The sequence below is a fragment of the Bradyrhizobium sp. WSM1417 genome (assembly GCF_000515415.1).
Taxonomy (GTDB): Bacteria; Pseudomonadota; Alphaproteobacteria; order Rhizobiales; family Xanthobacteraceae; genus Bradyrhizobium.
Genome location: NZ_KI911783.1, coordinates 4,038,250 through 4,062,691, shown reverse-complemented (window position 1 = coordinate 4,062,691; position 24,442 = coordinate 4,038,250). Strand labels below are relative to the sequence as shown.

Below are 24,442 nucleotides of genomic sequence, written 5' to 3'. Positions count from 1 at the left end.
GACCCGAGAGCTGGCGTTTGTTGATCGAGATCAACGAAACGCTGCCTCATCCCCCGCGACGCCCGAGCAAGCTAGTCGATCAGCTCAGCCTCCATCAGCAATCGTTCCGGGATCGCCAGCCCAAGCGCGTGGACGGCTCTCACGTTGATAACGAGATCAAACCTCGTGGCGAATTGCACCGGAAGACTGCGGACCTCGGCGCCGCGAAGGATGCGAGCGACATAGCCAGCGCCGTCCCGAAACTGTTGCGTCAGGTCGGCGCCATAAGACATCAGCCCGCCATTCACAGCATAGAAGCGGACGGCGAAGATCGCCGGCACGCGGCGCTGGGCCAGCAACGGGATTGCCATGGCGCTCTGAGTACTGAAGAAACCGCCATCCGGCAGCACGACGAGCCCGCTACCATTCCGCGCCGCCGTCTCGATGACCCCCGCGATCTCGGCGCCGCTGCGGACGGAGGCGCCGATAACCGTCATGCGCAGGCGACTTTCCACCTGGTGTGCGGCCTCAAGATAAAGGGGCGCATATGGCGCGGTCTCGGGATTGTACAGAAGCATCGCACTGCTCATGCTGGGCACCATGTCCTTCAACAGGCTCAGCCATTTCCCGCTCATAGCATGCTCATAAAGCGAGAAGCCGGTAAGATTGCTGGTCGGCCTTGCCAGATCGACGACGAGGCCTGTCCCGACCGGATCCGAGAGCCCGACAAAGATGATCGGAATGACCTGCGTTGCAGCCCGCAGCGCCCGTGTCGTCGCCGTGCTGGTCGCAAACAGCACGTCGGGTCCGGTGGCAACAAGTTCGCGTGCTTCACGTTCCTGCCATGTCGGATTGGAGCCCGGCCAGCGCACATCGAGTCGGTAGTTCTGATTGGCGATCCAGCCGAGGTCGGCGAGACCCTGCTGAAAGGCATTGACGCGCATCTGAGCGCCGCCATCGCCCACCAGATTGCCAGTCAGCACGCCGACCGACGGCATCGGCCGCGGTGCCCCGTCCTGAGCGTGCGCGAAAACCGGGCAAGCGGCTGCAGCCCCGACCAAGGCCATGAACTCACGACGCTTCATTGCCCGTCCGCTATCCCCCTGATGTCCCGCACCCTTCGTATGACGCGATTACCGAAGGAAACGGGGTTGGCGGCCCGAGGGTTTGATCAAGATCAAGGTCGCTGAGCTTGGGTTCGGCCGTGATTCGGCTTGGTCTGGAGTGACCACCGTCAGGTGCGGTCAACTGGCTGACCGAGCGCTTGCTCATGTCCGTTCGCGGACAGCAGGATCCGACGGTCGTGAATCAGGCTCTGAAGACGATGCGCAGCGACATTCAATGTCGTGACATCGAGCGCATTCTCGTCTCCTGCAGCGGCCTTGGCGCGCTGGCCCTGGAGCACCCGGTCGATCTCGACCTCGATATCGGACAGTTCGGCCTCCGCCTCCGTCTTGCGTATCCGCGCGCCCAGCGCATACAGCAAGTCCAGGCCCCGTTCGTCCTTAGAGGGATCACGCACCTGAAGGAATTTCCAAGCCGCGGCCAATACGGAGATGAGGCCGCCGAAAATCATGGGCGCGAGAAAGATCGCGTTTCCCCATTCGTCCAGAAAGCTCTGCTGCGTTCCGTTGTAGAATGCTGCGGCGCCGGGATGGACCGGGAGGAAGGCGTCCGAATCCGTGCTCGGCGCGGTCATTTGCGAGAGGATCGGCAATTCGCCGAGCAGGTCCCTGCGTGCCTTCATCAGCGCGTCGGCCAGGCTGCCCGCCACCTCTGCGCTGAGCTGCTTTTGCGCGACCACATAGAACGAAACCCGCAGCGTGGTGAGATCCTCGCTCGGGACAGGCGGCGAACCGCGCAGCGTGCCCTTCGGGACATCGAAGCTTTCATAGGCGCGCTGCTTTTCCGCGATGGCACCAGCCGCCTCGACGGGAAGGAGGACCGGCGCGGTCTTCGGCGTCTGCAGAAAGAGGCCGCGCAAGAGGGCCAGATACTTTTCGGCAAGAGGAACGACGATCAGAATCGCCCGTACCTCCTTGGTGTCGAGTGCCCGCCGCGCGTCTGCCAGTTGGAGATTGCGGAATGTCACGTTGGCGCGTCCAAGTCCGTATTCGTCGCTGAGGACGTCGACGACCTTGCGATTCATCTCGCCGCCGATCACGCCGACGCTGGTGCGCTTCAGACCAGCGATTTCGGTAATGGAGGAGCCCGGCGGCGCAACCAGCAGGACAACGGCATGGGCGAGAACCACGATGGCCTGTGCCTGCGATAGATCGCCGACGTCGCCCCGGACGACAGCAAGCTCGACCTTTTCCGCCGCAAACTGCTCGGCAGCATCAACCGCGTTGGTGGTTTCCACCAGTCTGAGCCGGACCGGGGCGTTCACCACGGCAAGCCGGCTCGCCAGTGCCGAGACCAGACGCGCGGCCTCACCGTCCAGCGATCCGACGGCGATGTTCAGCGTCGTGGGGCGAGAATACCACCGGTAGCCGAACAGGCCAGCTCCAAGCACGAGCACAACAGCGCTGGCGACAATGATGGAACGAAGCCAGATCGGCATTTTTGCGGGGACCATGTGGCGCTCATAGTGAATATGCGCTGGGTGGTCGGACTGGCTCATGACGCCAGACCGGCCCAACTGAGGCGCATCGCTGAACCGAAGTGCGATTCAAACCAAAGCGAAGCCGGTCAGTGCCCGCTGAGCACGAGCGTCTTGATCGGCAGCAGCAGCGCTTGAATTCGCAACAGCATGGCGTGCACGAGCCCGACGCCGTCGACGACATGCAGAGCGACGGCCCGAGCCGTGCCCGTCTCCTTCGCAGAGATCTCCTCGTGATTGCTGGTATAGGCATTGACGATGCAGCTGCTGCCCGGCGTCACGCCTTCAAGTCCGCCCTTGTACAGCGGCTCCAGGAAGGCGAGGATCGAACCCGGCTTGCGTGCATTCTGTGCTTCAATCAATTCCTGGCCAGCCTGGACCTGACCGGCGGCGATGTAATCCTGCACATCGGTGACAATGAGCGGAATGATGACCCACGGCTTGGAGATGCAGGTCGCTTCTGCGACCATCCCTACCTTCACCACCCCCGCTTCAATCTGTCCAAACCCGGCCTGCAGCCTACCCCTGCCGGCATCCGCTGGTATCAACACGCCGGCTGGTCGCATGATCTGGGCAACGAGATCGCCAGTCCGAACGAGGAACTGTTCGACTCGCCCGTCGACGCCGGCGCGAACGAAGGTCTTGTCGAGATCGACCTGCGCTTCAGCCAACGCTGCCTGGCCGCTCGCTTTTTCAGCCGGCAACAACGTTGAAAGCCGCAACATCGCCGACGTCTTGGACGCCGTGGCCGAGTCCACACCGGCCTGCCGCTGGTTGACTACGACCTGTAGTTTCTCGATATCGCGCTGCGGGACGATACCGGGATTGCGGCGCTGCAACTCCGTCTTGACGTCCAGTTCGTCCTTGGCCTGCTGAAGGCTGGCCTTGGCTTCCTGGATCTGCGCTTCGGCCTTGACCACGTCGTTTTCGGCGCTTGTCATCGCGGCATCGACCTCGGCGATCTTGCGCGTGGCCGTCTCCAAAGCTGCCTTCTGCTTTGAACTGTCCAGCCTGAACAGCACGTCGCCCTTCTTCACTGCCTCGCTGTAGCCGACATTGACTTCCGCGACGCGGCCGGAGCCTTCAGGAAGGATGGGGACCGTCCGAAAATAGAGCGCGGCCGAGGTGGTTGACGGGTGAAAGTAGAAGATCATCGTGATCAGCGAAATCGTCAGCATCAGGCAGCCGGTGATGCCCCATCGCAATTCATACCAGATGGAAAAGAACGTGATCTCCTTGCCGAAACGTTTGCCCTGGGCATAGCGGCGGTAGAGATAGTCCGGCAGGATGGTCAGAAGGGAGCAGAACATGAGCTCAAACATGGCTGTGCTCCTTCCCCTTGACGATCGGCTTCTCCACCGGCGGCAAGCTGGGGAGTTCTGGCTCGCGACCCTCGCCGGGCGCGGCGTCGGCGATCCTCTCGACCGAGCCTGCGATACTCCGCAGCGGCGTACCGAAATCCGGCAAGTCGATCATCGCGAGCAGAAGGCCGGCTACCCAGAAAATGTGCATGTGCGTAAAGAGCGAGATGATGCCGAGCACGGCCACGATCTCGAATTGAAGCTTCTGCGACTTGTGGGCCATTCGTTCCGGCAGGCTGTGCAGCTTCCAATACAGCGTACCAACCCAGAGCACGCTGCCGACCAGGAAGATCCCCATCACCACCATCAGCACGTCCGTCCCGCTTCCCGGCGCGAGATAGAACGGCAGATGATGCGGGGCCATCGGATGAAGTTGCTCGCTCAATGGTCGCCTCCACAGAAGAGATCAGGGCGGTCTGCGCGCCGGCTCGTTACCGTGGCCGCGCAGGTGAGAAAATTGCTTGATATGAATCAAAGGTCCGAACGGCACGAAACTTAGCTTAGCCCTGACTCCGATCCCACAGCAAGCCAGGAACGCACCAATCATGCCCGGCATCGATGAGCTCATTCCCAACGCACTGCAAATCCGCAAGGAAGCCGCGCTCGAGGAGGCCAGAAAGGCTGAGGAATATGTTCGCCTCGCCGCCGCGGCCGAAGCCGAGAAACGCGCTCTGATCGAACGGCTGAGCAAACCGTCCGGCAAATCCGAGGAGGAGAAAATCAAGCTCGCCTCGACCATCATCCAGCGCGCGGTTCGCAACGGCCTGACCGAAGTGCAGGTCTACCGCTTCCCGAACACCCTGTGCACCGACAGGGGCCGCGCGATCAACCAGATGGAGGCGGGCTGGGAGAAAACCCTGATGGGAATTCCAAGAGAGATCTTCGAGCTCTGGACCGAATACCTCAAGCCGCGCGGCTATCGCATCGGTTATCAGGTCATCGACTTCCCGGACGGCGTGCCCGGCGACATCGGGGTCACGATCTCCTGGGGCGACTGATCACGGTTTGACCAACTCGAAGCAATGGAATGCGAAGCATGGCAGAGGCCGAGGCTGCAGAGCGGATGAAGCGCAAGGAGTACGAGAAAGAGCTCGAAAAGCTCCAGATCGAGCTTTGCCATCTCCAGGATTATGTGAAGGAAAACAAGCTTCGCGTCATCGTCCTGTTCGAAGGTCGGGACGCCGCAGGCAAGGGCGGCACCATCAAGGCGATCACGGAGAAGGTTAGTCCACGCGTATTCCGGGTGGTGGCACTGCCGGCGCCGTCGGATCGCGAGAAGTCGCAGCTGTTCTTTCAACGCTACATGGAACAGTTTCCGGCAGGCGGCGAGATCGTGATCTTCGACCGGAGCTGGTATAACCGGGCCGGCGTGGAATACGTCATGGGCTTCTGCTCGCCTGCCGAGCACGATCGCTTCCTCGCGCTCTGCCCGCAGATGGAAAAGTACGTCATTGACGGGGGCATCATCCTGATCAAGATCTGGCTCGAGGTCGGGATGGAGGAGCAGGAGCGCCGCTTCAACGCCCGCATCGACGATCCGGTGCGGCAATGGAAGCTGAGCCCGATGGACTTGGAATCCTTCAAACGCTGGTATGATTATTCGCGCGCGCGCGACCTGATGCTCAAGAAGACGAGCACGAAGGACGCGCCGTGGTACATCATTCGCTCCGACGACAAGCGGCGGGCGCGGCTGAACTGTATCGCGCACCTCCTGGAGGCTATCCCGCACAAGCGGATCAAGAAGGACAAGGTGAAGTTGCCGAAGCGTTCCGATAAGGGACGCTACAATGACCAGGCCGGCCTGCGAGGAATGAACTTCGTTACCGAGCGATATTGACGAGGTGATCGGGCCGCGCTCCCGCGCGATCCGATCCTTGCCCGTCAGATCGATGCTGCTGACGGACTTCGCTGGTCCGTCAGCAGCGCATTCTTTCAATAGGGATACTCTTTCAATAGGGATACTGGTTGGGGCAGACCCAGTTGCCGTACGTGTCCTGATAACAGCCGTTGTTGTAGTTGTTGTTGTAGTATCCGTAGGCGCCCGCGGCGGCCGCACCGACGGCAGCAGCACCGTAAGCCGCGCCTCGATAGCCATATCGCGGATAGCCTCCAGGATAACCGGCGACGGGGCGGCCGGGACGGCCCGCAACGGGGTAACCAGGACGACCCGGACGACCGGCGATCGGATGGCTCGGCCGCGGACCTCCAGCGTAATGGCGTCCGCCTCCGCCATGGATCCGCCCCGCGTGAACGGCACCGCCACGATAGCCACCGCCATGAAAACCTCCGGCGCGCATGCCCCCTCCACCTCCGCGATAGCCACCACCGCCGCCCCGGCGGGCGTAGGCGTCATCTGGAATGAGCGTGGCTGTGAGAAGAACGACGACCGCAACAAGAGCTAGGAGATAACGAAGCATGGCATGTCCTCCCTCGATATGGGGTGCCGTGATCCGCTTCGCCGATGCCTCGCGAAACGCGGCTGGCACCCGAGCTGGCGCTGATTTGCGGCCGCTTCCCCGACTTACGTGCATGAGAAAAGCAGCCGCCATTCAAGCTAGAGCGGCGCGATTGCCGCTCTACCGCTTCAAAGCTATCGTCACGCCCCCCACAGCGGCTGACAGCTCCGCACCGACCTTCGGCCCGCTAAGCTGCAGAACCACGCCGTTGCCGTTTTGTAACTGAACGGCACCTGCGCCGGCAGCGATGGCACCGCCCGCACCGCCAACAGCGTAGGAGCCTTCGATCGACTCCGGCCCCCTCAGGTTGAGCGCGCGACCGACCAGCTTGGTGGTCGAGGCGCCGATCGTGAAGCCGACGCTCATACCCGAGACGGTGAAGGGATATTTGTGGCCGCGATACAGCAGGACGCCCTCGCCCCCACCGACGCCAACGATGAATCCGCCCTTGGTGAAGACAACGGCAACTTGGCCGGTCTCTGCCCGCGATGGCGTGCTGAACCCGGCGACGGCTGCCAGCGAGACGACCAGGGCGGCATAGATAGCGACTTTTCTCATGACTTTTCTTTCCTCTGGTTTTGACGCCGAGCTATTGAGCCAGGATCATTGCGAAGTAGCCGAACACGGTGAGCAGAATGCCGGAGACGGCGTAGCCAACCGGGAACCCAATCCAGGGCACGGAGCTCTGGATTTCCACCGCGGCTTCACGGCACGGACCGGAGTGCGACCGCGCACCGGCAACGCCGCCCATCAACACGGCCGGGTTGATCTTGAAGACGTGGAAGCCGATCGCCCAGACGATGAACGGCGGAATCGTGCAGGCAATGAAGCCGGCAACGAAGATCTTCAGCGCCACGGCCCCGGTCAGTTGCGCCAGCAGTCCGGCGCCGGCATTGATGCCGACGATGGCGACGAAGACCACGAGACCGAGATCCTCGAGCACATTGCGTGCCGCGTTCGGCGTGTTGCCGAAGAAGCGCAGCCGGGAGACCAGCGATGAGACGATCACGCCGGATAGCAACAATCCGCCGGCATTGCCGAGGCCGATCTTGGCACCGAAGGCCGGGAATTCGATCATCCCGATCAGGAATCCGATGATCATGCCGGCGGCGAGCGTCAACAGATCGGTCGACGTGTTGGTCCGCGCAATGCGTCCCCACATCTCGCCGAGCTCGTTGACGGCCGACTTCAGGCCGACGACCGAAATGATGTCCATCCGCTCCAGCTTGGTCTTGAGACCAGCCGGAATCTGCACGCCGCCCCGTTCGACCTTGGTAACTTGCAGCTGCCCTGCCAGTGCGGAGTCGCGGAATGACCCGAAGGTGCGTCCGACCATCTCCTTGTTGGTAACGAGGATGTCCGCCTGGTCCATTGGAATACCGAGCGCCTTGGCGTCGGCGACCTCAGGACCGATCAGACCCATCTTGTCGGTGAGATGCTCCGTGGAGCCACCCAGCGCGACAATGTCAGCCTTCTGCAGGACGAGATCGGGATCAGCTCCTAGCGACTCCCCGCCGCGCGCGACGTTAACGATGCGGTATTCCGGATTCATCGTGCGGAATTTGGCGATGCTCATGCCGACCTGCGCCGGGTTCTCCAGCCGGTAGGCGCGCAGGCCGAACTGACGGTAGCCGGTGAGACCGCCGCCTTCGAGATCCTTGACGCCGAATTCGGTTTCGTACTGCTTGGCCGCCGCCTTGGCGTCGACGCCCCACCAACGCGGCAGGTATTTGCAGATCAGGATGATGCCGACGGTTCCCCAGATGTAGGTGATGCCGTATGAGAGCGCGATCATACCCGACGCGTCCTCAGGCTTCATGCCGTCAGGGAGCTTGACCACACCAGAGGTAATCGCCTGCTCGGCCGAGCCGATCGCGGCGGACATCGTCTGCGAGCCCGCCAGCATGCCGCCTGCGGCGCCAATCGGCAACGCGAACAGCTTGGACATGATCACGACCAGTGCGAGACCGAGAACGCTGGACACCACCGCCAGGATGCAGAACTTCAGGCCGTCGCCCTTCAGGCTATTGATGAAGGACGGTCCGACGCGCAGTCCGACGCCGTACATGAACAGGTAATAGAAGAGGCTCTTGGCGAAGGTGTTGAGCTCGAGCTTCACGCCATAGATGGACGCCCACACGGAAAGGCCGGCGCCCACCACGATGGCGCCGGCAACCATGCCGAGACCATATCCTTTGATGCTGGCTCGCCCGATCCAGACGGCGAGCCCGACGACGAAGAACAGCAACAAATACGGATTGTGCTGGAGGAACGAGAAAAATCCCTGCATGTTAGTCCCCTTATGATGCCGCCTTCAGCTTTGGCGTCGCACCGGGCTTGGGCCGGCCGATCTTTGCCAGGGCTTCGGCGCGTACGAGCTTCAGCCCTTCCTTGGCGTCGTAGCCGTGGATTTCCTTCACATCGAGCTTGCGCATGAAGTCGATGGTCTCCTGGGTGATGACCTGCCCCGGCACCATGATCGGAAAGCCCGGCGGATACGGGATCACGAAACTCGCGGAGACGAGGTCCGGCCCGGCCTTGAGGCGACGGTCGATCTCGGAATCGCTGAGCCGGATATATTCGCATCCCGCTGCGTCATAGGCCGAGTAGAAGCCGCTGCGGATGTCGCCCTCATTGGTCTTGGTGCCGGCATCGCCCCGGAAACTGTCGTGGAAGTGCGAGAAGTTCGGCAGATCTGGCACATCGGTCATCAGGCTCTTGACCCGCGCCTCGAAGGTCTTCTTCGCATTGGCACCGCCCTGAACCAGTCCACGATCGACTTCGCCCGCAATCTCGGCCAGCACCCTCACCAGATGCGCAACATCGCTGCGGGTGTTGTTGATGTTGGACTGGAACAGCACCGAATTGCGCGATGTCTTGTTGATCTGGATATTGTAATCATTGGCGAGGATGCCCTTGAACTGCGTGCCGTCGTAACCCGCGGTGCCGCACACCAAGGTCATGCGAGTCGGATCGAGGCAGAATTCGTCGTCGTCCAGGCTCTTCAGGACGCTCGCCCAGTTCATGCCTGTTGCGAGATAGTCGGTGAAGCCGCTCTGGCGATATTGCGCCGGCACCATCGCGTCCGCGCCGAGAATCCGGAAGTATTTCGAGATCAGCGGATTGCTGTTGACCGCCTTGCGGATCGCGAACGCAATTTCGATCGCATTGGCCACCAGGCCGTAGCCCTCGAGCTCCATCTGACGCCGTGAGACGTCCAGGCTGGCGATGAGCTGCTGGTTCGGGCTGGTCGACGCGTGCGTGAACACCGCCTCCTTGAACTGCTGCTCGACGGTATGGAATTCGACGTCCTTGACCGACAGCATCGAGCCCTGACGGATCGCCGACATCGACTTGTGGGTCGAATTGGTCTGGTAAACGCGCAAGCGGATCAGACGCGGATCCGGGATCAGCCGAGTCTTGAGAAGCACCTCGTCCGAGGGGGTCTTGCCGAGCTCGGCCTGCTGCTTGTCGTAAGCCGCGACCGATTTCGGGTCGTGCATCCAGGCCTCGATCTCGTTGGCGGCGCCCATTGCGGTCCGTCGCCGCAGGAACGGCGAGAAGCGCGCGAAGCCGAACCAGGCTTCGTCCCACAGGAAGATCAAATCCGGCTTGATCGCGAGACACTCCTCCATCACCCGCCGGGTGTTGTAGATGTGGCCGTCGAAGGTGCAGTTGGTCAGGTCGAGCATCTTGACGCGGTCCAGCCGGCCGTCGGCCCTGGCATTCAGCAGCGCCTGCTTGATGGTCTTCAGCGGCACCGCGCCGTACATCGAATACTCGGTCATCGGAAACGCTTCGACATAGATCGGCTGGGCGCCGGCCAGCACCATGCCGTAGTGGTGCGACTTGTGACAGTTGCGATCGACGATCGCGATGTCGCCCGGCCCAAGCAGCGCCTGCACTGCCATCTTGTTCGAAGTCGAGGTGCCGTTGGTCACGAAGAACACGCGATCAGCGCCGAGCGCGCGTGCCGCCTTGTCCTGTGCTTTCTTGATGGTGCCGGTCGGCTCCAACAAGCTGTCGAGGCCGCCGGTGGTGGCGCTGCTCTCGGCCAGGAACAGGTTCAAGCCGTAGAATTCGCCCATGTCGCGGATCCAGTCCGACTTGAACACGGACTTGCCGCGAGCGATCGGTAGCGCATGGAACGTTCCGATCGGCCGTTGTGCGTATTTCTTGAGATTGTCGAAAAACGGCGTGTCGAAGCGATCCTGGATGCCTTCGAGGATGGAGAGATGGAGCTCAAGGAGCTCTTCGATGGAGTAGAATATCCGCCGAACCACGTTGGCCTCGGGGTCCCCGGCCATTGTCTCGACGTCGCGGTTCGACATCAGATAGATGTCAAGCTCGGGACGTACCCGCTTGATGATGTGCGCGAGCCGGAGCGCGGACGCGTCGGCCTCGTCATTAAGGCCCGCGCCGGCTGTCATGGTCCGCAGGATCGGCGCGTCATGACGCGAACGCAGCCCGAACCCTTCGTTGATGACGACGGCCGCGATGTCGGGATTGAGCATCGTCGCGCAAAAGGCATCCTCTAGGCTGCCGACGATCACCGGCTCATAAACGAACGAATCCACCGGCCGTCGCAGCTTGCGCCATTCGGCGGCGAGCGTCGGCCACTTGTCGGAGGAGAGGCCGGTGACGATCAGCGTTTCGAAATAGGGCCGGCGGGCTGCATGTGAGCCAAAAGTGGAGGACGCAAGCTCGGGTGCATCGCCACTGCCGTCGTCCTTGGGATCCCAATCGCCGGCATGCTGGCGGAAGGATCTCGTCATCAGGGCCTGCGTGATGCGCGTCGCAAGGCTCAGTGAACCCGCCGCATCCCCCGCCGAGGCGGCCTCCCGCAACGCCGCCATCAATTGCAGCCCGGGATAGCCGTGAAACTCCTCTATGACGGAAAGATCAGCCAAAGCCGCATCGTACTTCGTGCGCTCGCCGCCGCGCGCCCATGCTTTCGCTGCCTCGACCAGATCGCGCCAATCATCCGCCCGTGCGCCGGGTCCGGAAATGAACTGATCGATGCGCTTTTCTGTAGCCTTGGCGTCCTTGGACATGTCTCTCTCCGGATCTTTGCGACGTCGTGGCCGGGATCGTGATGCCCGCTCACCTCGGTCTATTGATCCAAGTCAAGGGTCGAGCATCTTGAAGAGGCCTGGAGTCATTTGTCGTGCGACATCGTCCAAGGCGCTGCAGCATGACGGATCGAGGACGATGGTGAGATTACATCAGGCCAATAAGTCGGCCGGATCCTATGGATTGGGATCAGATGATTGTCGGGTCGTGCTTCCCCCGAGCACGCTGTCGACCGAACGAAGCCACGCCGCGCTGTCGGTCTTTTCCGCCAGCCCTTCAGCCCGCAGCAGATCGCGCAACTGCGCGTGCGCGCCGACGATGCGGAAGGTGATATTTCGGGAGGCGAGCTCGTCATAGAGATCATGCAACATGCGCGCGCCGGCCAGATCGATGTAAGGCGATGCCGACAGATCGCAGACAACCAGCTTGACGCCGAGCGATAGCGGCAAGGTGCCCAACACTGTTTCCAGGATCGTTTCAGCATTGATGTAGAGCAGCGAGGCTTCGGGTCGAAACGCGATGATACCGACCAATGGCTCGACGCCTTCATGCCTCGCCTTATCGGAGTAGCGGCCGGTACCGGGGAGCCGACCAAGGAACGCCACATTCGGACGCGATGCCCGCGCCAGCAGCAGCATGATCGATGCGACGGCCGCCAGCAGGACACCTTGCAATATCCCGAGCAGCAGCACCGAGACCAACGCAATCGCCGCGGCATAGAAATCGATGCGGCTGACTTGCCACATCCGAACCAGCGCGCGGATATCCACCAGCCTGTAGACGGCGGCAAAGACGATCGCCGCAAGCACCGCCTTGGGCAGGTTCGTCAAAAGCCCCGTGAAGAACAGCAGGCACAGCGCAAGCATCACCGAGCAGATCACCAGGGCCAGCGGCGTCCGCGCTCCGGCATTGTCGTTGACCGCAGATTGCGACAGCCCGCCGGCCACAGGATAGCCGTGGCCGAAGGCGGTGACCAGGTTCGCCGCGCCCAGCCCCAAGAACTCCTGCCGGACATCGAGGGCATAGCCGTGCTTGGCAGCAAAGCTGCGGGCGGCGGAGACGCCTTCGATATAGGCCAGCAGCACGCATCCCGCAGCCAGCGGGAAGAGCTCGTCGGGCTCCAACAGACCAAAGCTGGGTAATCCAAACGCCGGCAATCCCTCCGGAATTTTGCCGGTCACCGGGACGCCAAGCGACGGAAACCCAAGCAGTGTCGCCAGCATGATCGATAGCGCCATGATTGTGAGCCCGACCGGCTTTCCCGGCAGCCGCCGCTCCCCCACCAGTAGAAACAAGAGCGCGACGGCTCCGATCGCCAGAACCAGCCAATTGATGCCGTCGAGCTGGCCGGCGAGCTTGATGGCGCGATCGAAGAAATTGTGACCGCCTCCGGCGACGCCGAATAGGCTCGGCAACTGGCTCATCATGATGGTAAGTCCCGCGCCGGCCTTGAAGCCGACCAGGATGCTGTCGCTCACCAGGCGGACGAGAACGCTGAGCTTGAACAACCATGCGATCAGGCACAGCAGCGCCACCGCGCACGCCGCCAGGCTTGCGATCTCGGCGTATTTCGCCGCGTCTCCGCCGGCCAGCGCTCCGACGGTGGCCGCAATCATCAACGAGATCGCTGAGGTCGGACCGACCGCAAGCTGGCGCGACGACCCGAGCAGCGCATAGCCGATGCCGCCCAGCATGTAGCCATAGATGCCGATCTGGGGCGGCAGGCCCGCCAGCGTCGCATAGGCCAGTGACACGGGGATCGCATAAGCCGCGAGGGTGATTCCGGCGATTGCGTCCGAACGCAGCCAGGCACTGCGATATTGCGCCAGCCAGGTTGTGGGCGGAAACAGAAAGGTCCAACGCGATCTGTGGTCAGATGAGGTCATGGGCTGGTCTCGTCGCCTGGACTTTCGCAACGCAGCAGCACAACCAGGAGCGCGATCACGGGGACACCGAGCGCCAAATTCGGGATTTGCTTGGTCGCGAAGGCGCCAAGTGCTGCGCCGAGGCCGAACGTGATGCACAAGACAGCGAAAATGCCCGGCGACCGTAGCGAGCCATTCCGGGAGGCCACAGCGAACATACCTTCAATCGCCTGCCGCATGTTGCCCGTGATCATGACGGAGCTGTAGAGCACGCCCTCAACCCTCGTGAAGACCGCGCTCTGTACGGCGGCGACAAAGGAAATGCCGAGTGTTCCCGCGAGATCCGGCAAGCGGTTGTGCAGGACGGCGATAGTGACCAGCAGGAGGATTTCGACCAGCGTGCTGATGGCACTGGCGCGCTCTCGCGCCGCCCGGCGCAGCCATGACGCGACGACGATGCCGATCGCGAACGCAAGGATCGGTGGGACGAAGTGGAGCGCTTTCGTCCAGTCGCCGATCGATCCATAGACCCACAGCAGCACGAGATTAGCAGTCTGGGCGTTAGCCATGACGCCGTGCATGATCCACGTATAGGCGTCGAGATAGCCGCCGGTGAAGGCCAGCAACAGCGCGATTGGCACCGTTTCGTCGCGGCGTATCGACGAAGCAGCGGCGGTATCCATCGTGCTCATGTCCCAACGTCAACTCCTGCGGCTCACCAGGGAGCGGCTTAACCCTCGGCAGGGATTGATCTGAATCAAGCCTCCCTGGGTTTGAGGAACCAGATTTGGCGCAAATCGCTAGAGGGCACGCGCAATGAGCACGGTCAGATGGATCATCTCCGCCGCGCCGGAAATCTTCCTGCTGCTGTCAGTCGCGCTCGGGACGATTCTTGGCCGCGTCCGGATCCGCGGCTTTTCGATCGGCACCACGGCGTGCACGCTCATCGTTGCCGTCCTGATCGGGCAGCTCGGCACCTTCACGTTTCCGTCCCTGCTCAGGGTCATTCTCTTCAGCCTGTTCGTGTTCACGATCGGCTACCGGTCCGGACCCGAGTTCTTTGCCTCGCTGAGCATCCGGACCCTGGCTCAGGTCGCGCTCGCGCTCGTGCTTGGTGGTACCGGCCTCGTCATCGTTCTCATATTTGCCCATGTGTTCGCGCTCGGTCCCGGCACCGCTTCCGGTCTTGCTGCGGGAGCCCTGACACAGTCGTCGGTCATCGGCACCGCATCTGGCGCACTAGCCCAGCTCGGACTGTCCAAAGAGTTGCTGCAGCAGCAGGACGCCAATATCGCGGCCGGCTACGCCGTCACCTACGTGCTCGGCTATATCCTTACGCTCCTGTACGTGCCGTTTGTCGCGCCGAAATTGATGGGGATCGATTTGAAAGCGGAAGCTGCAAAGCTCGAGGCGGAGCTTTCGGGCGGCAACCCGCCACAAACTGAGAATCTGCATTATCGAAAATTCCAGGCCCGCGCGTACCGGGTGTCGGCCGCGGCCGGCCGAACCGTCGGCGCCGTCGAAGACGAGATCGGCAGCCGGAGCGTGATCGAGCGGATCGTACGGCGGGGAGCTGACGTCGAGCCGCATCGCGACACGGTGCTTGAAGCGAGCGACGACATCGTCATCGCGGGTCGCACGGCGGCCATTGTCGCCGCAAAGCCGATTGTTGGCACTGAAATCGACGCCAATGAGATCCTGAAGGCTCTTCCAGGCAATGTGGTCGACGTCCTCGTTGACAATCGCAAGCTCCACGGCCGCTCCGTCAAGGACATGGCCGACCGCATCGGCGACGCCGCGCGCGGCGTGTTCCTGCGCACCTTGACGCGGATGGGACGCGAGGTCCCCCTGAGCGCCGATACCCGCGTCTATGTCGGTGACGTCATGACGCTGGTCGGCAGCACCCGCAACATCGAGCGCGCCGCCTCGCAGGTTGGACAGATTCTCCGCTCCGAAGACCGTACCGACATTGCATTCCTTGCCGCAGGCATCGCCGTGGGTCTGCTCGCCGGTCTCGCAAGCGTCAAGATCGGGTCGGTGCCCCTGACGTTGGGCGGTGGCGGTGGCGCCCTGATTGCGGGGCTCTTCTGCGGCTGGCTCCGCTCGCGCCGGCCGACGATGGGTGCAATGCCGCCCGCCGCGCAGCAAACGCTGAGCGACCTCGGGCTCGGCGGCTTTATCGCCGCGATCGGGCTCGGGAACGGCCACGCGGCCTGGGTCGCAATCCAATCGCACGGCATGCTGCTGGTGGGCATGGGCCTGGTGGTCACGCTGGTGCCGCTGATCGTGACGACCCTGTTTGCCCATCGCGTGCTCCGCATGAACCCCGTGATCATCTGCGGCGCCCTGGCCGGGGCCATGACGGTCGACGCAGCCGTGACGGGCGCCTGTGATGTTGCAGAAAGCCAGACGCCGGTGCTCGGCGTCGCCGTGCCTTACGCTGTCGGCAATGTCGTCCTGACCGTGCTTGGTCCCATCATCGTGGCCAGCACTTTCGCCGGCTGAAGGGGGCGCGCGTGAATCTCCGCCATGCTTCAACAGCGACCTACTTGGCGGCGGCCTTGAGCATCCTGGCCGGCCTTCTTGCTCCTGTACGCGCCGACGACAATGTTCGGATTCAGGAAGAGGTCTGGGCTCTGCCGCTACCGCTGCCGATGCTCGCCTATGTGGTGCGGCCCGTCGGCGACGGCCCCTTCCCGCTGGCGATCATGAACCACGGCGTGTCGCTCAAGCCCGTCGATCGCAGCTTCTTCCCGCTGGTGGAGTTCCGGGACGCCGCGAAGTGGTTTGCCAAACGCGGCTACCTCGTGGTGGCGCCCGTCGGCACCGGATATGGCGCAGCGGCCATCGACATGCCCGAGCATGGTCTCTACGGGCCATTCTTCTCCAAGGTCGGAAACTGCACCAATCCGAACTTCCACGACGCCGGGCGTGCGGTGGCGCAGGTCGATCTCTGGATCATCGACTACATGGTGGCCGAGAAACGCGTTCTGCCGAAGGATGTAATCGTCATTGGACAGTCCGCGGGCGGCTGGGCTTCCATTGCGCTCTCGAGCGCAAACCCGCCGCAGGTCAAGGCAATCATCACCTTCGCGGCTGGACGCGGCGGCCGTGTTGACGGCAAACCCAACAACAATTGCGCACCGGACAAGCTGGTCGAAGCGACTGCCGATTTCGGCCGGACCTCGCGAGTGCCAATGCTGTGGTTCTATATCGAGAATGACACGTTCTTCGGCCCTGCCCTATCGAAGCGCATGCATGAGGCCTTCACCGCGGCCGGCGGCAGGGCCGAATATCATCTGATGCCGCCCTTCGGCAGCGAAGGACACTTCTTCATCGGCTCGCCCGACACGATCCCGATGTGGTCACCGCTCGTCGAACGATTTCTTGACGCGCAGAAATAGCCGCAGAGACTGGCGTGGAGGCAGAACATGATCGACCCAACATCAATACCTTCGCCGGGCGGTACGCTCGTCTGGCTGTCGATGTTGTTCGCGGCGGCTCTTGCCGGACCAGCTTCGGCGCAGAATGCAGCCGCGCCCAAGCCGGCTCCAGAGGCGAAGTCCGCCGAAATCGCGCCTCGCGGACAGCGCGAAGCCAAGGACATCACCTATGGCGACTGGCGGAAGCTTTGCGTCAAGCCCGGCGGTGCGCCGATGCTGTGCCGAACCTCGATCACCGGCAAGTTTGCAACGGGCCAGATGGCGGTGCGCGTGGACCTGATCGAGCGCGACGGCGACCGCACTGCCCGGCTGCAAGTGTTTGTCCCCGTCGGGATGTATCTGCAACGGCCTGCCAAGCTGACCGTCGATCAGGGAAATTCCAGATCGTTGCCCTACACCTGGTGCCTGAGCAATACCTGTATCGCCGCCGACGCTGCCGATCCCAGGTTCATCGAGGACATGGAAGCCGGCAAGACTCTGGTGCTTGAGGTCACCGATTCCAACCTTTTGTCTCTGACAACATCGCTGCCGCTGGCGAAGTTTGGTTCGGTTCACAACGGCGCGCCCGCACAGACCCTGGAGCAGGACATCGAGGAATGAGCAGCGGCGGGGTCAGCCATGGTCGGCGCAGGCGCGTTCGATGGAATCGATGAGTGAGCTTGCTGCGAAGGGCTTGGCCAGATAGGCGGCGCACCCGGACTGAATCGCGGCAGCCTGATTTGCCTGGCAGTCGTTGCCGGTAATGTAGATGACGGGGACACTGGCACATTCGCTCGCGAGCCTGCGGCGGAGTGAGATACCCGACTCTCCGTTCAGATTGATATCCAGAACGATGCAGCACGCCTCTTCGATGCAGCCATACCTAAGCAGCGCAGCGGCGGAATCAAAGGCAACAGCATCAAAGCCGTGCTTTCGAAGCAGCCGCTCCAAGCTTCGGCGCATTGATAAATCATCATCCACGACGTAAATCGGCTTACGTGCAAACAATGGACCCGTCTTTCTGATTGGAAACCTGGCACTCGCGTCGCAACGACGCTCCGTGGCAAAAGTTCCTGTGCTAATCTGACGGCCAACGACGCGGGTATGTAGGCGGCCCAGGGCGAATTATGTCAATAACATTTCATATTGTCCCATCGTACAGGTCTGATCACGGACCTGACGAAGCGCACGAAAACCGGCCTGCATTACACCTTTGCCGAATCCAGAAGGCCGAGCCGCTCGGCAGTGGAAACCAATTCGGCAAACGATAGTACCTGCATCTTTGTCATCACTTGGTGGCGGTGCGCCTTCACTGTGCGTTCGGTCGTTCCGAGCTCATAGGCGATCTGCTTGTTGATTTTACCACGTACGATCAGGTCGAACACCTGTCGTTCGCGCCGCGATAGAGACCTCAAGCGAGAACGTAGCGAATCGAGCTTGCTCTGTTGGCTCCGCGCCACCTCCTGTTGAGCCATTGCCCGCTCAATCGCATCGATCAACTGCTCGGACGATACCGGCTTGGTAAGGACATCCTCCGCGCCGGCCTTGATTGCACGAACCGTCGTCGCGGTATCGGCATGTCCGGTCAGGAAGACGATCGGCAGCGGCGAACGGCGTTGGACGAGCGAGCTTTGCAACTCCGGCCCGCTCAGGCCAGGAAGCTGCACATCAAGCAAGATACATCCCGGGTGGTCGGACCCTGGCGGATCATCCAGTAACTGCTGGGCGGACGCGTAGGTCACAACTTCATACCCAGCCAGTTTGAGCCGACGCTGTATCGCCGTCCGAAAGGATGCGTCGTCGTCCACGACATATACGAAGCCGGACAAGCTTTTTTCCCTCGATGGGTACTTCAAATGCAGAAAGACCAGAAATGCAGAAAGACCAGACGTGCCGTTGATGCCTGAGCAAAGCAGCCCAATTGGGATGCCACAACCGGGAACGAAGCGTCCGTTGTCGGCATATTGCCGCACTATCCGACAGATACTCTGACGGATTCTCAGTCAGCGCATCGAACCCCTCCTGTACCTTGGTACAATGCACCTACAGACAATGGTTGAAAACCCCAATAATCGCCTAAACAACCTTCGCGGGAAGCGGATTTTCGGCGGCTCCTTATTCCCACGATGGAAATACCGCGTCACCATTAGTTCGGGAGTTGGCCATGTTCGTTCGCACCGCTGCCGACACGTCCTCGCGGCTTCATTCGCTCCGCGAGCTAGGGTTAAACACCGATTCAAATCCGATCATCAGTCTAAACGAGTTTACCTATAAGAAGGGCTCCGAAGTCTACGGCGAAAAGGAGCCGGCAGAGTACGTCTATCAGGTGAAGAAGGGCGCTGTGCGGAGCTACAAGCTGCTGTCGGACGGCCGACGCCAGATCGGCGCATTTCATCTTGCGGGCGACATCTTCGGGCTGGAAAACGGCAGTGCGCACAGGTTCACGACGGAAGCGATCGTCGATACCACGGTTCGCCTGGTGAGGCGCCAAAGCCTCGAGCTGGTCGCGCAGGACGACGCCGTGGTGGCTCGTAACCTGCTGAGCATGACCACGACCAACCTTCAGCATGCGGAAGACCACATGCTGCTGCTCGGCCGCAAGACGTCGCTGGAGCGGGTCGCAGCCTTCCTGATCGAGATGGACAAGCGGCTGACGGCCGCCGGGATCATGGCGCTGCCGATGTCGCGGCGTGATATCGCCGACTATCTCGGACTAACGCTGGAAACCGTCTCCCGCGCACTATCGCGGTTGCATGAGCTCGGTATCCTCGGCTTCATCGGAAACACTCAGCGCCAGATCGTGCTTCTGGACAGGCTGAAGCTCGCTAGCCTCGATCTCCAGAACTAGACTTAGGTGCCGCAATCGCAGCGAGATGTTCAACCGTCTTGCGCAGCACCTCGAAAAGAACTGCGGTCGACCAACCAAACATCAGGATGCCGTTCATCGCTGTCATGGGTCCCGTCAGCCGCCACCCCATCGCGGGCGTGATGTCCCCATAGCCCAGAGTGGTGTAGTTCACGAAGGTGAAATATAGCAGATCGCTCCCCGGAGGCGCCGCGCCGACCGTCGCATAGGCGAGCGCCCAAATCAGAACCTCGACGGTGTGCGCGACCATCAAAATGACAGCAGTGGTGACCATCACGGCCATCAGGTGCGACCGGGGCCGCGCCGTGTGCTTCAATCCGGCGGTACGAGCGATGTCGATGGCCGCAACGGTCACCAGCGCATGAATCATGATGTTGATCACGCTGATCAAGGTACCGAGCAGGAATTGGACCGCCATTGCGAGCTCCCTCAGACGCTGCCGGCGTTTGGTTGGTCAGCCCTGCCATCCGGCCCGCGGTATGATGCGGGCGTTTGACGCAGATCAACGTGCCGCGGGCGTGTACGCTCGGCACTGCGGCCGCCAAGACCCCCGATCATGACGCTCAGCTTGCCACCCTCGAGCCACCCTTCAACAGCAGCGCCAGCGTGTGCCTAGCGATCATGAGATCCTCGTCGGAGGGCACGATGTAGACTGGGATGCGGCTCGCTGGAGACGAAATCAGCCGCGATTGCAGCGCGTTCTCTTTCGCATCGAGCTTGACACCGAGCCATGCGAGCTGCTCCGCCACGCGCGAACGGAGCAATGCGGAGTTGTCGCCGACCTCTGCCGTGAAGACGAACGCGTCAAGACCCTGCAACGCAGCTGCGAGCATGCCCGCGCTGAGACCGATTCGGTAAACGAAATGATCGATGGCGAACTTCGCGCTCGCGTCCTTACTTGCTTCGAGCTGACGCATATCACCGCGCCCCACGACTTTCGGATCGATTTGCCCCGCTCGCACGTCCATCGGCAATCCGTCAAGCGCGGTGAAGGCCATTGTGCTTTCTACGCTCAGTCCACCGCTGAGCGCGCACATCGATGCCTCGCTCCCGAGACGCGCGACTATCACCCGTTTCATCGCGATTTCCGGCGCAATCCTAGGCAAGGCCTTCGCAATATATTCGTAAGTGAGACCATGAAATCCGTAGCGCCGCACGCCCTCGGCATAGAGCTGACGAGGAATGACATAATCGTCGGCGGCCGCGGCACGCGTTCGGTGAAATGCGGTGTCGAAGCAGGCGACCTGCGGGAGCGCCAGGAAATTCACCAGGATCGAACGGATAGGCGCCAGATTGTGCGGTAGGTCAAACGGCGCCAACGCGGTCAACCGCTCCAGGCACGCCAGGACTTCGTGATCGATGAGGACCGGCCGATCATGCTCCGCAGCGCCGTGCGCGACGCGGTGCCCGACTGCAATGGGGTGGATATGAAGCTCATCCCGCAACCAGGCGCCGGCAATGTCCATCGCGGCCGCAATATCCTGCACTGCTTCGACTGGGTAAGCGCGATTGGCGAGCGGACCGCCGCCAGCCTTGCTCGCCCGCAGACGCGGACAGCGCCCGATGCCGTCCAACCGCCCCTTGAGCCGCTGCCGTAGCCTGCCTTCTCCTTCGACAGAGTAGATCTGGAATCGGAGATCAGAAGAGCCGGCATTGATGACAAGGATGGTATCCATGGCACTCACATCGCCCTCATTGGAGCATGCCAAAGCCCTGCATCAACACCGGCGGTCACAATAGAAGGACCAGGCGGGCCAGACATTTCCACCACCACCTCGACGTCTTGTCGAATCGCCTTGCCTGAAAGGCTCGGTCGAATTGATATCGGTCAACGCTCGATCGCCAATTTGGCAGGCGCAGCCCGTTCGGTACGTATCCAGGCCACCGTCAGCTCCCAGACCACCGACAGAATGATCGGTCCGATGAAGAGGCCGATGATCCCATGGAAGAGAGTTCCTCCGATCACCCCGATCAGGATCACGAGCGCTGGCGTGGTCAGGCCGCGGCCCATGACAAGCGGTTTCAGGATGTTGTCGAGCACCGATACGATCACGAAAAACACCGTCAGCAGGAGCGCGATCGGAAATTCCTTGTCGGTCCAGATCCAGATGATGACCGGCAGGATCACGATGGCCCCGCCGATCTGCACGATCGACAGCAACAACACCACAAATGCCAGCAGCCCCGCGCTGGCGATGCCGGCTAGCTTGAAGCCTATACCCGCCAGCAATGCCTGGATGATAGCGACGCCGATCACGCCTTGGGCCACCGCACGGATCGTGGCACCCGCCAGGTCGAGAAAGTGCTCGCTCTGGTCCGGCACGACGCGCGACAGAAAGCTGCGCCCCGCAGCAACGAGCTGAGGTCCATACGGAAACAGCACCCCGGCCACCGCCACCGACAGCAGGAACTTGACGGTTCCCACCCCGGCATTACCGGCAAATCCGAGCAAGGTTGCCGCGAATGGCTTCAGGTAGGGCACCACTGCGCGCAAGAGCGACCGGAGATTGGTCGTCGCTTGGTCCCAGAGATCGAAGAGCTGAGGGCCGACGACGGGCCAATCCTTGAGAGATTGCGGCGGCGAAGGCACATGCAGTTCGCCAGCCGTCACCTGGGCGGCAAGGTCGGTGATCCCGTCGACCGCGCCCATGCCCAGCCAGGTCGCGGGCCCGATCACCACAGCAAGATTGACGAGAGTAAGGATCGTCGCTGCAAGCTTCGGTCGGTCACCGAGAATGTCACTGAGGCGCCGAAACACCGGATTCAGCGCAGCGGCGAGCACGACACTCCAGGCCAATATGGGCACGAACGGGCGGACCAGGAGGAGCGCCCAGATGAGCAACAGCCCCAGCAACCCCAGCCGGATGAGAAGCTGGATGATCTCGTCTCCAGAGAAGACCTGGCGGAGTGTTTTCACGGACGCGCCTTCAGCTCTTGCCGCGCATGCTGAGGCGAACTAGCCCCTGCTCTCGCTCAGCGGGCTTGATCCAGATCAAGCGTCACGGCTCTCCTCCGGCTGAGGTCCGCACGGGTTTAGCTCACGCTCGGCCTGAAACACTTTTAGCGATCGCAACATTTCATGTGCACGGTCATGCCGCCGGCGCGAAGGAATCTCTTCCTAGCCGGTCAGTCGAGGTTTCAACCACGTGGAGGACATGATGAGGTTCATCAAAGCAGCATTTGCAGCAATTTTTACTGTCGCGAGCGCCATGATTTCTGTCCCCGGAAGCGAAGCGGCGCCTTTGCCCACCAACGTCGGTGCGATGAGAGCCACGCTTGATAGTGACGTGGTGAAAGTGCGCTACGGAGGCTTGGGTTATCGTGGCGGATGGGGCGGAGGCTACCGCGGAGCGGGATTGGGCTATCGTGGTTTGGGGTATCGCGGCGTCGGCTACGGCTACAGAGGTTACGGCTACAGGGGCTACGGATATAGAGGCTACCGTGGCTGGGGCGCCGGCGCAGTGGTCGCGGGCGCCGTCGTCGGTGGCGCGATCGCAAGCTCCGGCTACTATGGTGCATATCCCTCCTACGGCGGCGGATACTCCCCTTACGGCGGAGGATACGGCTATGATTATTGTCCGCCCAGTGCCTACAGCGCCTACGGAAGCTATGGCGGTTATGGCGGCTACTACGCGAGACGGAGCTACTATTCCGGCTGGTAGATCTGCCTCGGATTCTCCTGAGCACGCGCTCTTGACGGCAGGGCTCATCTTCGCGAGCCCTGAATGCGCCAACGCGGCCGTATACTGCCAGTATGTGGACTATCCCGCGCATTGCGTCGTGAGACCGGGCGCGGTCCTGGGAGTGCGTCCCGTCGCGCGGGCTGCCGCACGAGAAGCGGTGCGGCCCGGCACTCCGACCAACCGCGGCGGTCTGGTCGACCGCGCCGGCAGACGCTGACTGACTTGCGCGATAAAACCAAAAAAATGAGGGCCGACATGACTGCCGGCCCCCTGAAGACGTCAGACCCTGGAGAGCTCAGTACCTCGCGACGACCGGGTTGGCCCCTCCGAAGCGGTAGTTAAAGCGCACGGTGAGCATATCCACGTCCTGGGTGATCCGGTCGTTCACGAAAGCAGCAAGTCGCGGATCAGCGACCGTGAACGAATTATTCCGGTGCCCCATGAACAGATGGTCGTATTCAAGCCCCACCGACCAATTCGGGGTGAAGCCATACTCGAAGCCAACACCAATGACGCCACCCCAACGGGTTGCACTTTGCGCGGCGAGTTCGGCGCCGGACGCAGTATCAAGCACGCTGAGACGATTGTCTGTTACCGCAGCGCCGCCCTTCACGTAGAACAGTGACGCATTCCAGGCGTAGCCGATCTGGCCGGTGAAGAGGCCGATGGCACTCGTTTTCGCGCGCGTGGAGAGCGTCGGATTGAACAGGCTGACGCGCTGGTTACTGAGATCCGCCCAATCGCCCTGAGCCTCCAGGCCAAACACCCACTGGCTGGCCTGCCAGCGATAACCGAGCTGGCCACCGATAACACCACCGGAACGATCGCGGCAGCCAGAGGCGACGGCGACTCCAGCCGCGTCAAGGAAATCCACGCAGTTGTGGTTCTGCGCCCAGCCACCATTGCCGCCGATGTAGAACCCCGTCCAATTGTAGATCGGAATGATCGGTGCCGGTGGAGGCGCCTTTACGGCCATATCGGCAGCCATGGCGGTCCCCGCCGTGCACAGCGCCACCAGACCAACGGTTGCTAGTAAAAGTCTTTTCATCATGCTCTCTCCTTGCCGGCCGCTTTTGATTGCTCGAACGGCGGCTTGTTGCACTGCAATCATCCCCCAACTTCCAGCTGAAACTCT

The 24,442-nt window shown here is 61.9% G+C and carries 23 protein-coding genes; 7 read left to right on the top strand and 16 right to left on the bottom strand.

Annotation, left to right across the window (positions count from 1 at the left end):
* Positions 1-71 precede the first annotated feature (71 nt).
* The 4 genes from BRA1417_RS0119320 to BRA1417_RS0119305 form a co-directional block, all read right to left on the bottom strand.
* Positions 72-977: an ABC transporter substrate-binding protein gene (locus BRA1417_RS0119320; RefSeq protein WP_245286250.1), complete on the bottom strand. Its 906-nt coding sequence runs from the start codon at positions 975-977 to the stop codon at positions 72-74.
* 236 nt (positions 978-1,213) lie between these two features.
* Complete coding sequence (locus BRA1417_RS0119315) at positions 1,214-2,557, bottom strand: TAXI family TRAP transporter solute-binding subunit (protein ID WP_027517208.1); 1,344 nt, start codon at positions 2,555-2,557, stop codon at positions 1,214-1,216.
* Positions 2,558-2,670: 113 nt separating this feature from the next.
* Positions 2,671-3,903, bottom strand: a complete 1,233-nt coding sequence (locus BRA1417_RS0119310; RefSeq protein WP_027517207.1) for an HlyD family secretion protein — start codon at positions 3,901-3,903, stop codon at positions 2,671-2,673.
* Positions 3,896-4,306: a hypothetical protein gene (locus BRA1417_RS0119305; protein ID WP_027517206.1), complete on the bottom strand. Its 411-nt coding sequence runs from the start codon at positions 4,304-4,306 to the stop codon at positions 3,896-3,898. The genes BRA1417_RS0119310 and BRA1417_RS0119305 overlap by 8 nt, the downstream gene beginning before the upstream one ends.
* A gap of 181 nt (positions 4,307-4,487) precedes the next feature.
* Here BRA1417_RS0119305 and BRA1417_RS0119300 point away from each other — a divergent pair, with 181 nt between their 5' ends.
* Both BRA1417_RS0119300 and ppk2 read left to right on the top strand, forming a co-directional pair.
* A complete protein-coding gene (locus BRA1417_RS0119300) occupies positions 4,488-4,940 on the top strand; it encodes a hypothetical protein (protein ID WP_027517205.1) in 453 nt (150 codons plus the stop codon).
* Between the two features lie 38 nt (positions 4,941-4,978).
* Positions 4,979-5,779 (top strand): polyphosphate kinase 2, encoded by an 801-nt coding sequence (ppk2, locus tag BRA1417_RS0119295; protein ID WP_027517204.1) that lies wholly within the window; start codon positions 4,979-4,981, stop codon positions 5,777-5,779.
* 112 nt (positions 5,780-5,891) lie between these two features.
* Here the strand turns inward: ppk2 and BRA1417_RS42880 are convergent, their stop codons facing one another.
* The 6 genes from BRA1417_RS42880 to BRA1417_RS0119265 form a co-directional block, all read right to left on the bottom strand.
* Positions 5,892-6,359: a hypothetical protein gene (locus BRA1417_RS42880; protein WP_084462258.1), complete on the bottom strand. Its 468-nt coding sequence runs from the start codon at positions 6,357-6,359 to the stop codon at positions 5,892-5,894.
* Between the two features lie 159 nt (positions 6,360-6,518).
* Entirely contained in the window at positions 6,519-6,956 is a 438-nt protein-coding gene (locus BRA1417_RS0119285) for a hypothetical protein (protein WP_027517202.1), read from the bottom strand.
* A 31-nt stretch (positions 6,957-6,987) separates the two neighbouring features.
* Positions 6,988-8,688 (bottom strand): aspartate:alanine exchanger family transporter, encoded by a 1,701-nt coding sequence (locus BRA1417_RS0119280; RefSeq protein WP_027517201.1) that lies wholly within the window; start codon positions 8,686-8,688, stop codon positions 6,988-6,990.
* Positions 8,689-8,698: 10 nt separating this feature from the next.
* Positions 8,699-11,452: a decarboxylase gene (locus BRA1417_RS0119275; protein WP_027517200.1), complete on the bottom strand. Its 2,754-nt coding sequence runs from the start codon at positions 11,450-11,452 to the stop codon at positions 8,699-8,701.
* Between the two features lie 195 nt (positions 11,453-11,647).
* A complete protein-coding gene (locus BRA1417_RS0119270) occupies positions 11,648-13,357 on the bottom strand; it encodes a SulP family inorganic anion transporter (protein WP_027517199.1) in 1,710 nt (569 codons plus the stop codon).
* Complete coding sequence (locus BRA1417_RS0119265; protein WP_027517198.1) at positions 13,354-14,028, bottom strand: YoaK family protein; 675 nt, start codon at positions 14,026-14,028, stop codon at positions 13,354-13,356. The genes BRA1417_RS0119270 and BRA1417_RS0119265 overlap by 4 nt, the downstream gene beginning before the upstream one ends.
* Positions 14,029-14,152: 124 nt before the next feature.
* Here BRA1417_RS0119265 and aspT point away from each other — a divergent pair, with 124 nt between their 5' ends.
* The 3 genes from aspT to BRA1417_RS0119250 are packed head-to-tail and all read left to right on the top strand — an operon-like array spanning position 14,153 to position 17,379.
* The gene (gene aspT / locus BRA1417_RS0119260; RefSeq protein WP_027517197.1) at positions 14,153-15,841 is read left to right on the top strand and encodes an aspartate-alanine antiporter; all 1,689 of its coding nucleotides are present in this window, start codon (positions 14,153-14,155) and stop codon (positions 15,839-15,841) included.
* A gap of 56 nt (positions 15,842-15,897) precedes the next feature.
* A complete protein-coding gene (locus BRA1417_RS0119255; protein ID WP_245286249.1) occupies positions 15,898-16,740 on the top strand; it encodes a S9 family peptidase in 843 nt (280 codons plus the stop codon).
* Between the two features lie 27 nt (positions 16,741-16,767).
* Entirely contained in the window at positions 16,768-17,379 is a 612-nt protein-coding gene (locus BRA1417_RS0119250; RefSeq protein WP_027517195.1) for an invasion associated locus B family protein, read from the top strand.
* Between the two features lie 12 nt (positions 17,380-17,391).
* Here BRA1417_RS0119250 and BRA1417_RS0119245 read toward each other — a convergent pair whose 3' ends face one another.
* Positions 17,392-17,766, bottom strand: a complete 375-nt coding sequence (locus BRA1417_RS0119245; protein WP_027517194.1) for a response regulator — start codon at positions 17,764-17,766, stop codon at positions 17,392-17,394.
* Positions 17,767-17,963: 197 nt separating this feature from the next.
* The gene (locus tag BRA1417_RS0119240) at positions 17,964-18,587 is read right to left on the bottom strand and encodes a response regulator transcription factor (protein ID WP_027517193.1); all 624 of its coding nucleotides are present in this window, start codon (positions 18,585-18,587) and stop codon (positions 17,964-17,966) included.
* A gap of 335 nt (positions 18,588-18,922) precedes the next feature.
* Between BRA1417_RS0119240 and BRA1417_RS0119235 the strand changes: the two genes are divergently transcribed.
* A complete protein-coding gene (locus BRA1417_RS0119235) occupies positions 18,923-19,606 on the top strand; it encodes a helix-turn-helix domain-containing protein (protein ID WP_027517192.1) in 684 nt (227 codons plus the stop codon).
* Here BRA1417_RS0119235 and BRA1417_RS0119230 read toward each other — a convergent pair.
* The 3 genes from BRA1417_RS0119230 to BRA1417_RS0119220 all read right to left on the bottom strand — a co-directional run bounded on the left by BRA1417_RS0119230 (position 19,584) and on the right by BRA1417_RS0119220 (position 22,541).
* Entirely contained in the window at positions 19,584-20,042 is a 459-nt protein-coding gene (locus BRA1417_RS0119230) for a potassium channel family protein (protein WP_027517191.1), read from the bottom strand. The genes BRA1417_RS0119235 and BRA1417_RS0119230 overlap by 23 nt on opposite strands.
* A 145-nt stretch (positions 20,043-20,187) precedes the next feature.
* The gene (locus BRA1417_RS0119225) at positions 20,188-21,300 is read right to left on the bottom strand and encodes an acetate/propionate family kinase (RefSeq protein ID WP_027517190.1); all 1,113 of its coding nucleotides are present in this window, start codon (positions 21,298-21,300) and stop codon (positions 20,188-20,190) included.
* A 152-nt stretch (positions 21,301-21,452) separates the two neighbouring features.
* Positions 21,453-22,541: an AI-2E family transporter gene (locus BRA1417_RS0119220; RefSeq protein WP_027517189.1), complete on the bottom strand. Its 1,089-nt coding sequence runs from the start codon at positions 22,539-22,541 to the stop codon at positions 21,453-21,455.
* A gap of 439 nt (positions 22,542-22,980) precedes the next feature.
* Here BRA1417_RS0119220 and BRA1417_RS46315 point away from each other — a divergent pair, with 439 nt between their 5' ends.
* Positions 22,981-23,286, top strand: a complete 306-nt coding sequence (locus BRA1417_RS46315; RefSeq protein WP_371259998.1) for a hypothetical protein — start codon at positions 22,981-22,983, stop codon at positions 23,284-23,286.
* Positions 23,287-23,602: 316 nt separating this feature from the next.
* Here the strand turns inward: BRA1417_RS46315 and BRA1417_RS0119210 are convergent, their stop codons facing one another.
* On the bottom strand, positions 23,603-24,358 hold the full coding sequence (locus tag BRA1417_RS0119210) for an outer membrane protein (RefSeq protein ID WP_035969427.1): 756 nt from the start codon (positions 24,356-24,358) through the stop codon (positions 23,603-23,605).
* Positions 24,359-24,442: the final 84 nt, after the last annotated feature.

Bases quoted from the DNA above. Each gene is read 5' to 3' on its own strand.
- BRA1417_RS0119320 (WP_245286250.1), bottom strand. From the start codon at position 977: ATGCCGTCGGTCGGCGTGCTGACTGGCAATCTGGTGGGCGATGGCGGC.
- BRA1417_RS0119315 (WP_027517208.1), bottom strand. From the start codon at position 2,557: ATGGTCCCCGCAAAAATGCCGATCTGGCTTCGTTCCATCATTGTCGCC.
- BRA1417_RS0119310 (WP_027517207.1), bottom strand. From the start codon at position 3,903: ATGTTTGAGCTCATGTTCTGCTCCCTTCTGACCATCCTGCCGGACTAT.
- BRA1417_RS0119305 (WP_027517206.1), bottom strand. From the start codon at position 4,306: ATGGCCCCGCATCATCTGCCGTTCTATCTCGCGCCGGGAAGCGGGACG.
- BRA1417_RS0119300 (WP_027517205.1), top strand. From the start codon at position 4,488: ATGCCCGGCATCGATGAGCTCATTCCCAACGCACTGCAAATCCGCAAG.
- ppk2 (WP_027517204.1), top strand. From the start codon at position 4,979: ATGGCAGAGGCCGAGGCTGCAGAGCGGATGAAGCGCAAGGAGTACGAG.
- BRA1417_RS42880 (WP_084462258.1), bottom strand. From the start codon at position 6,359: ATGCTTCGTTATCTCCTAGCTCTTGTTGCGGTCGTCGTTCTTCTCACA.
- BRA1417_RS0119285 (WP_027517202.1), bottom strand. From the start codon at position 6,956: ATGAGAAAAGTCGCTATCTATGCCGCCCTGGTCGTCTCGCTGGCAGCC.
- BRA1417_RS0119280 (WP_027517201.1), bottom strand. From the start codon at position 8,688: ATGCAGGGATTTTTCTCGTTCCTCCAGCACAATCCGTATTTGTTGCTG.
- BRA1417_RS0119275 (WP_027517200.1), bottom strand. From the start codon at position 11,452: ATGTCCAAGGACGCCAAGGCTACAGAAAAGCGCATCGATCAGTTCATT.
- BRA1417_RS0119270 (WP_027517199.1), bottom strand. From the start codon at position 13,357: ATGACCTCATCTGACCACAGATCGCGTTGGACCTTTCTGTTTCCGCCC.
- BRA1417_RS0119265 (WP_027517198.1), bottom strand. From the start codon at position 14,028: ATGAGCACGATGGATACCGCCGCTGCTTCGTCGATACGCCGCGACGAA.
- aspT (WP_027517197.1), top strand. From the start codon at position 14,153: ATGAGCACGGTCAGATGGATCATCTCCGCCGCGCCGGAAATCTTCCTG.
- BRA1417_RS0119250 (WP_027517195.1), top strand. From the start codon at position 16,768: ATGATCGACCCAACATCAATACCTTCGCCGGGCGGTACGCTCGTCTGG.
- BRA1417_RS0119235 (WP_027517192.1), top strand. From the start codon at position 18,923: ATGTTCGTTCGCACCGCTGCCGACACGTCCTCGCGGCTTCATTCGCTC.
- BRA1417_RS0119230 (WP_027517191.1), bottom strand. From the start codon at position 20,042: ATGGCGGTCCAATTCCTGCTCGGTACCTTGATCAGCGTGATCAACATC.
- BRA1417_RS0119225 (WP_027517190.1), bottom strand. From the start codon at position 21,300: ATGGATACCATCCTTGTCATCAATGCCGGCTCTTCTGATCTCCGATTC.
- BRA1417_RS0119210 (WP_035969427.1), bottom strand. From the start codon at position 24,358: ATGATGAAAAGACTTTTACTAGCAACCGTTGGTCTGGTGGCGCTGTGC.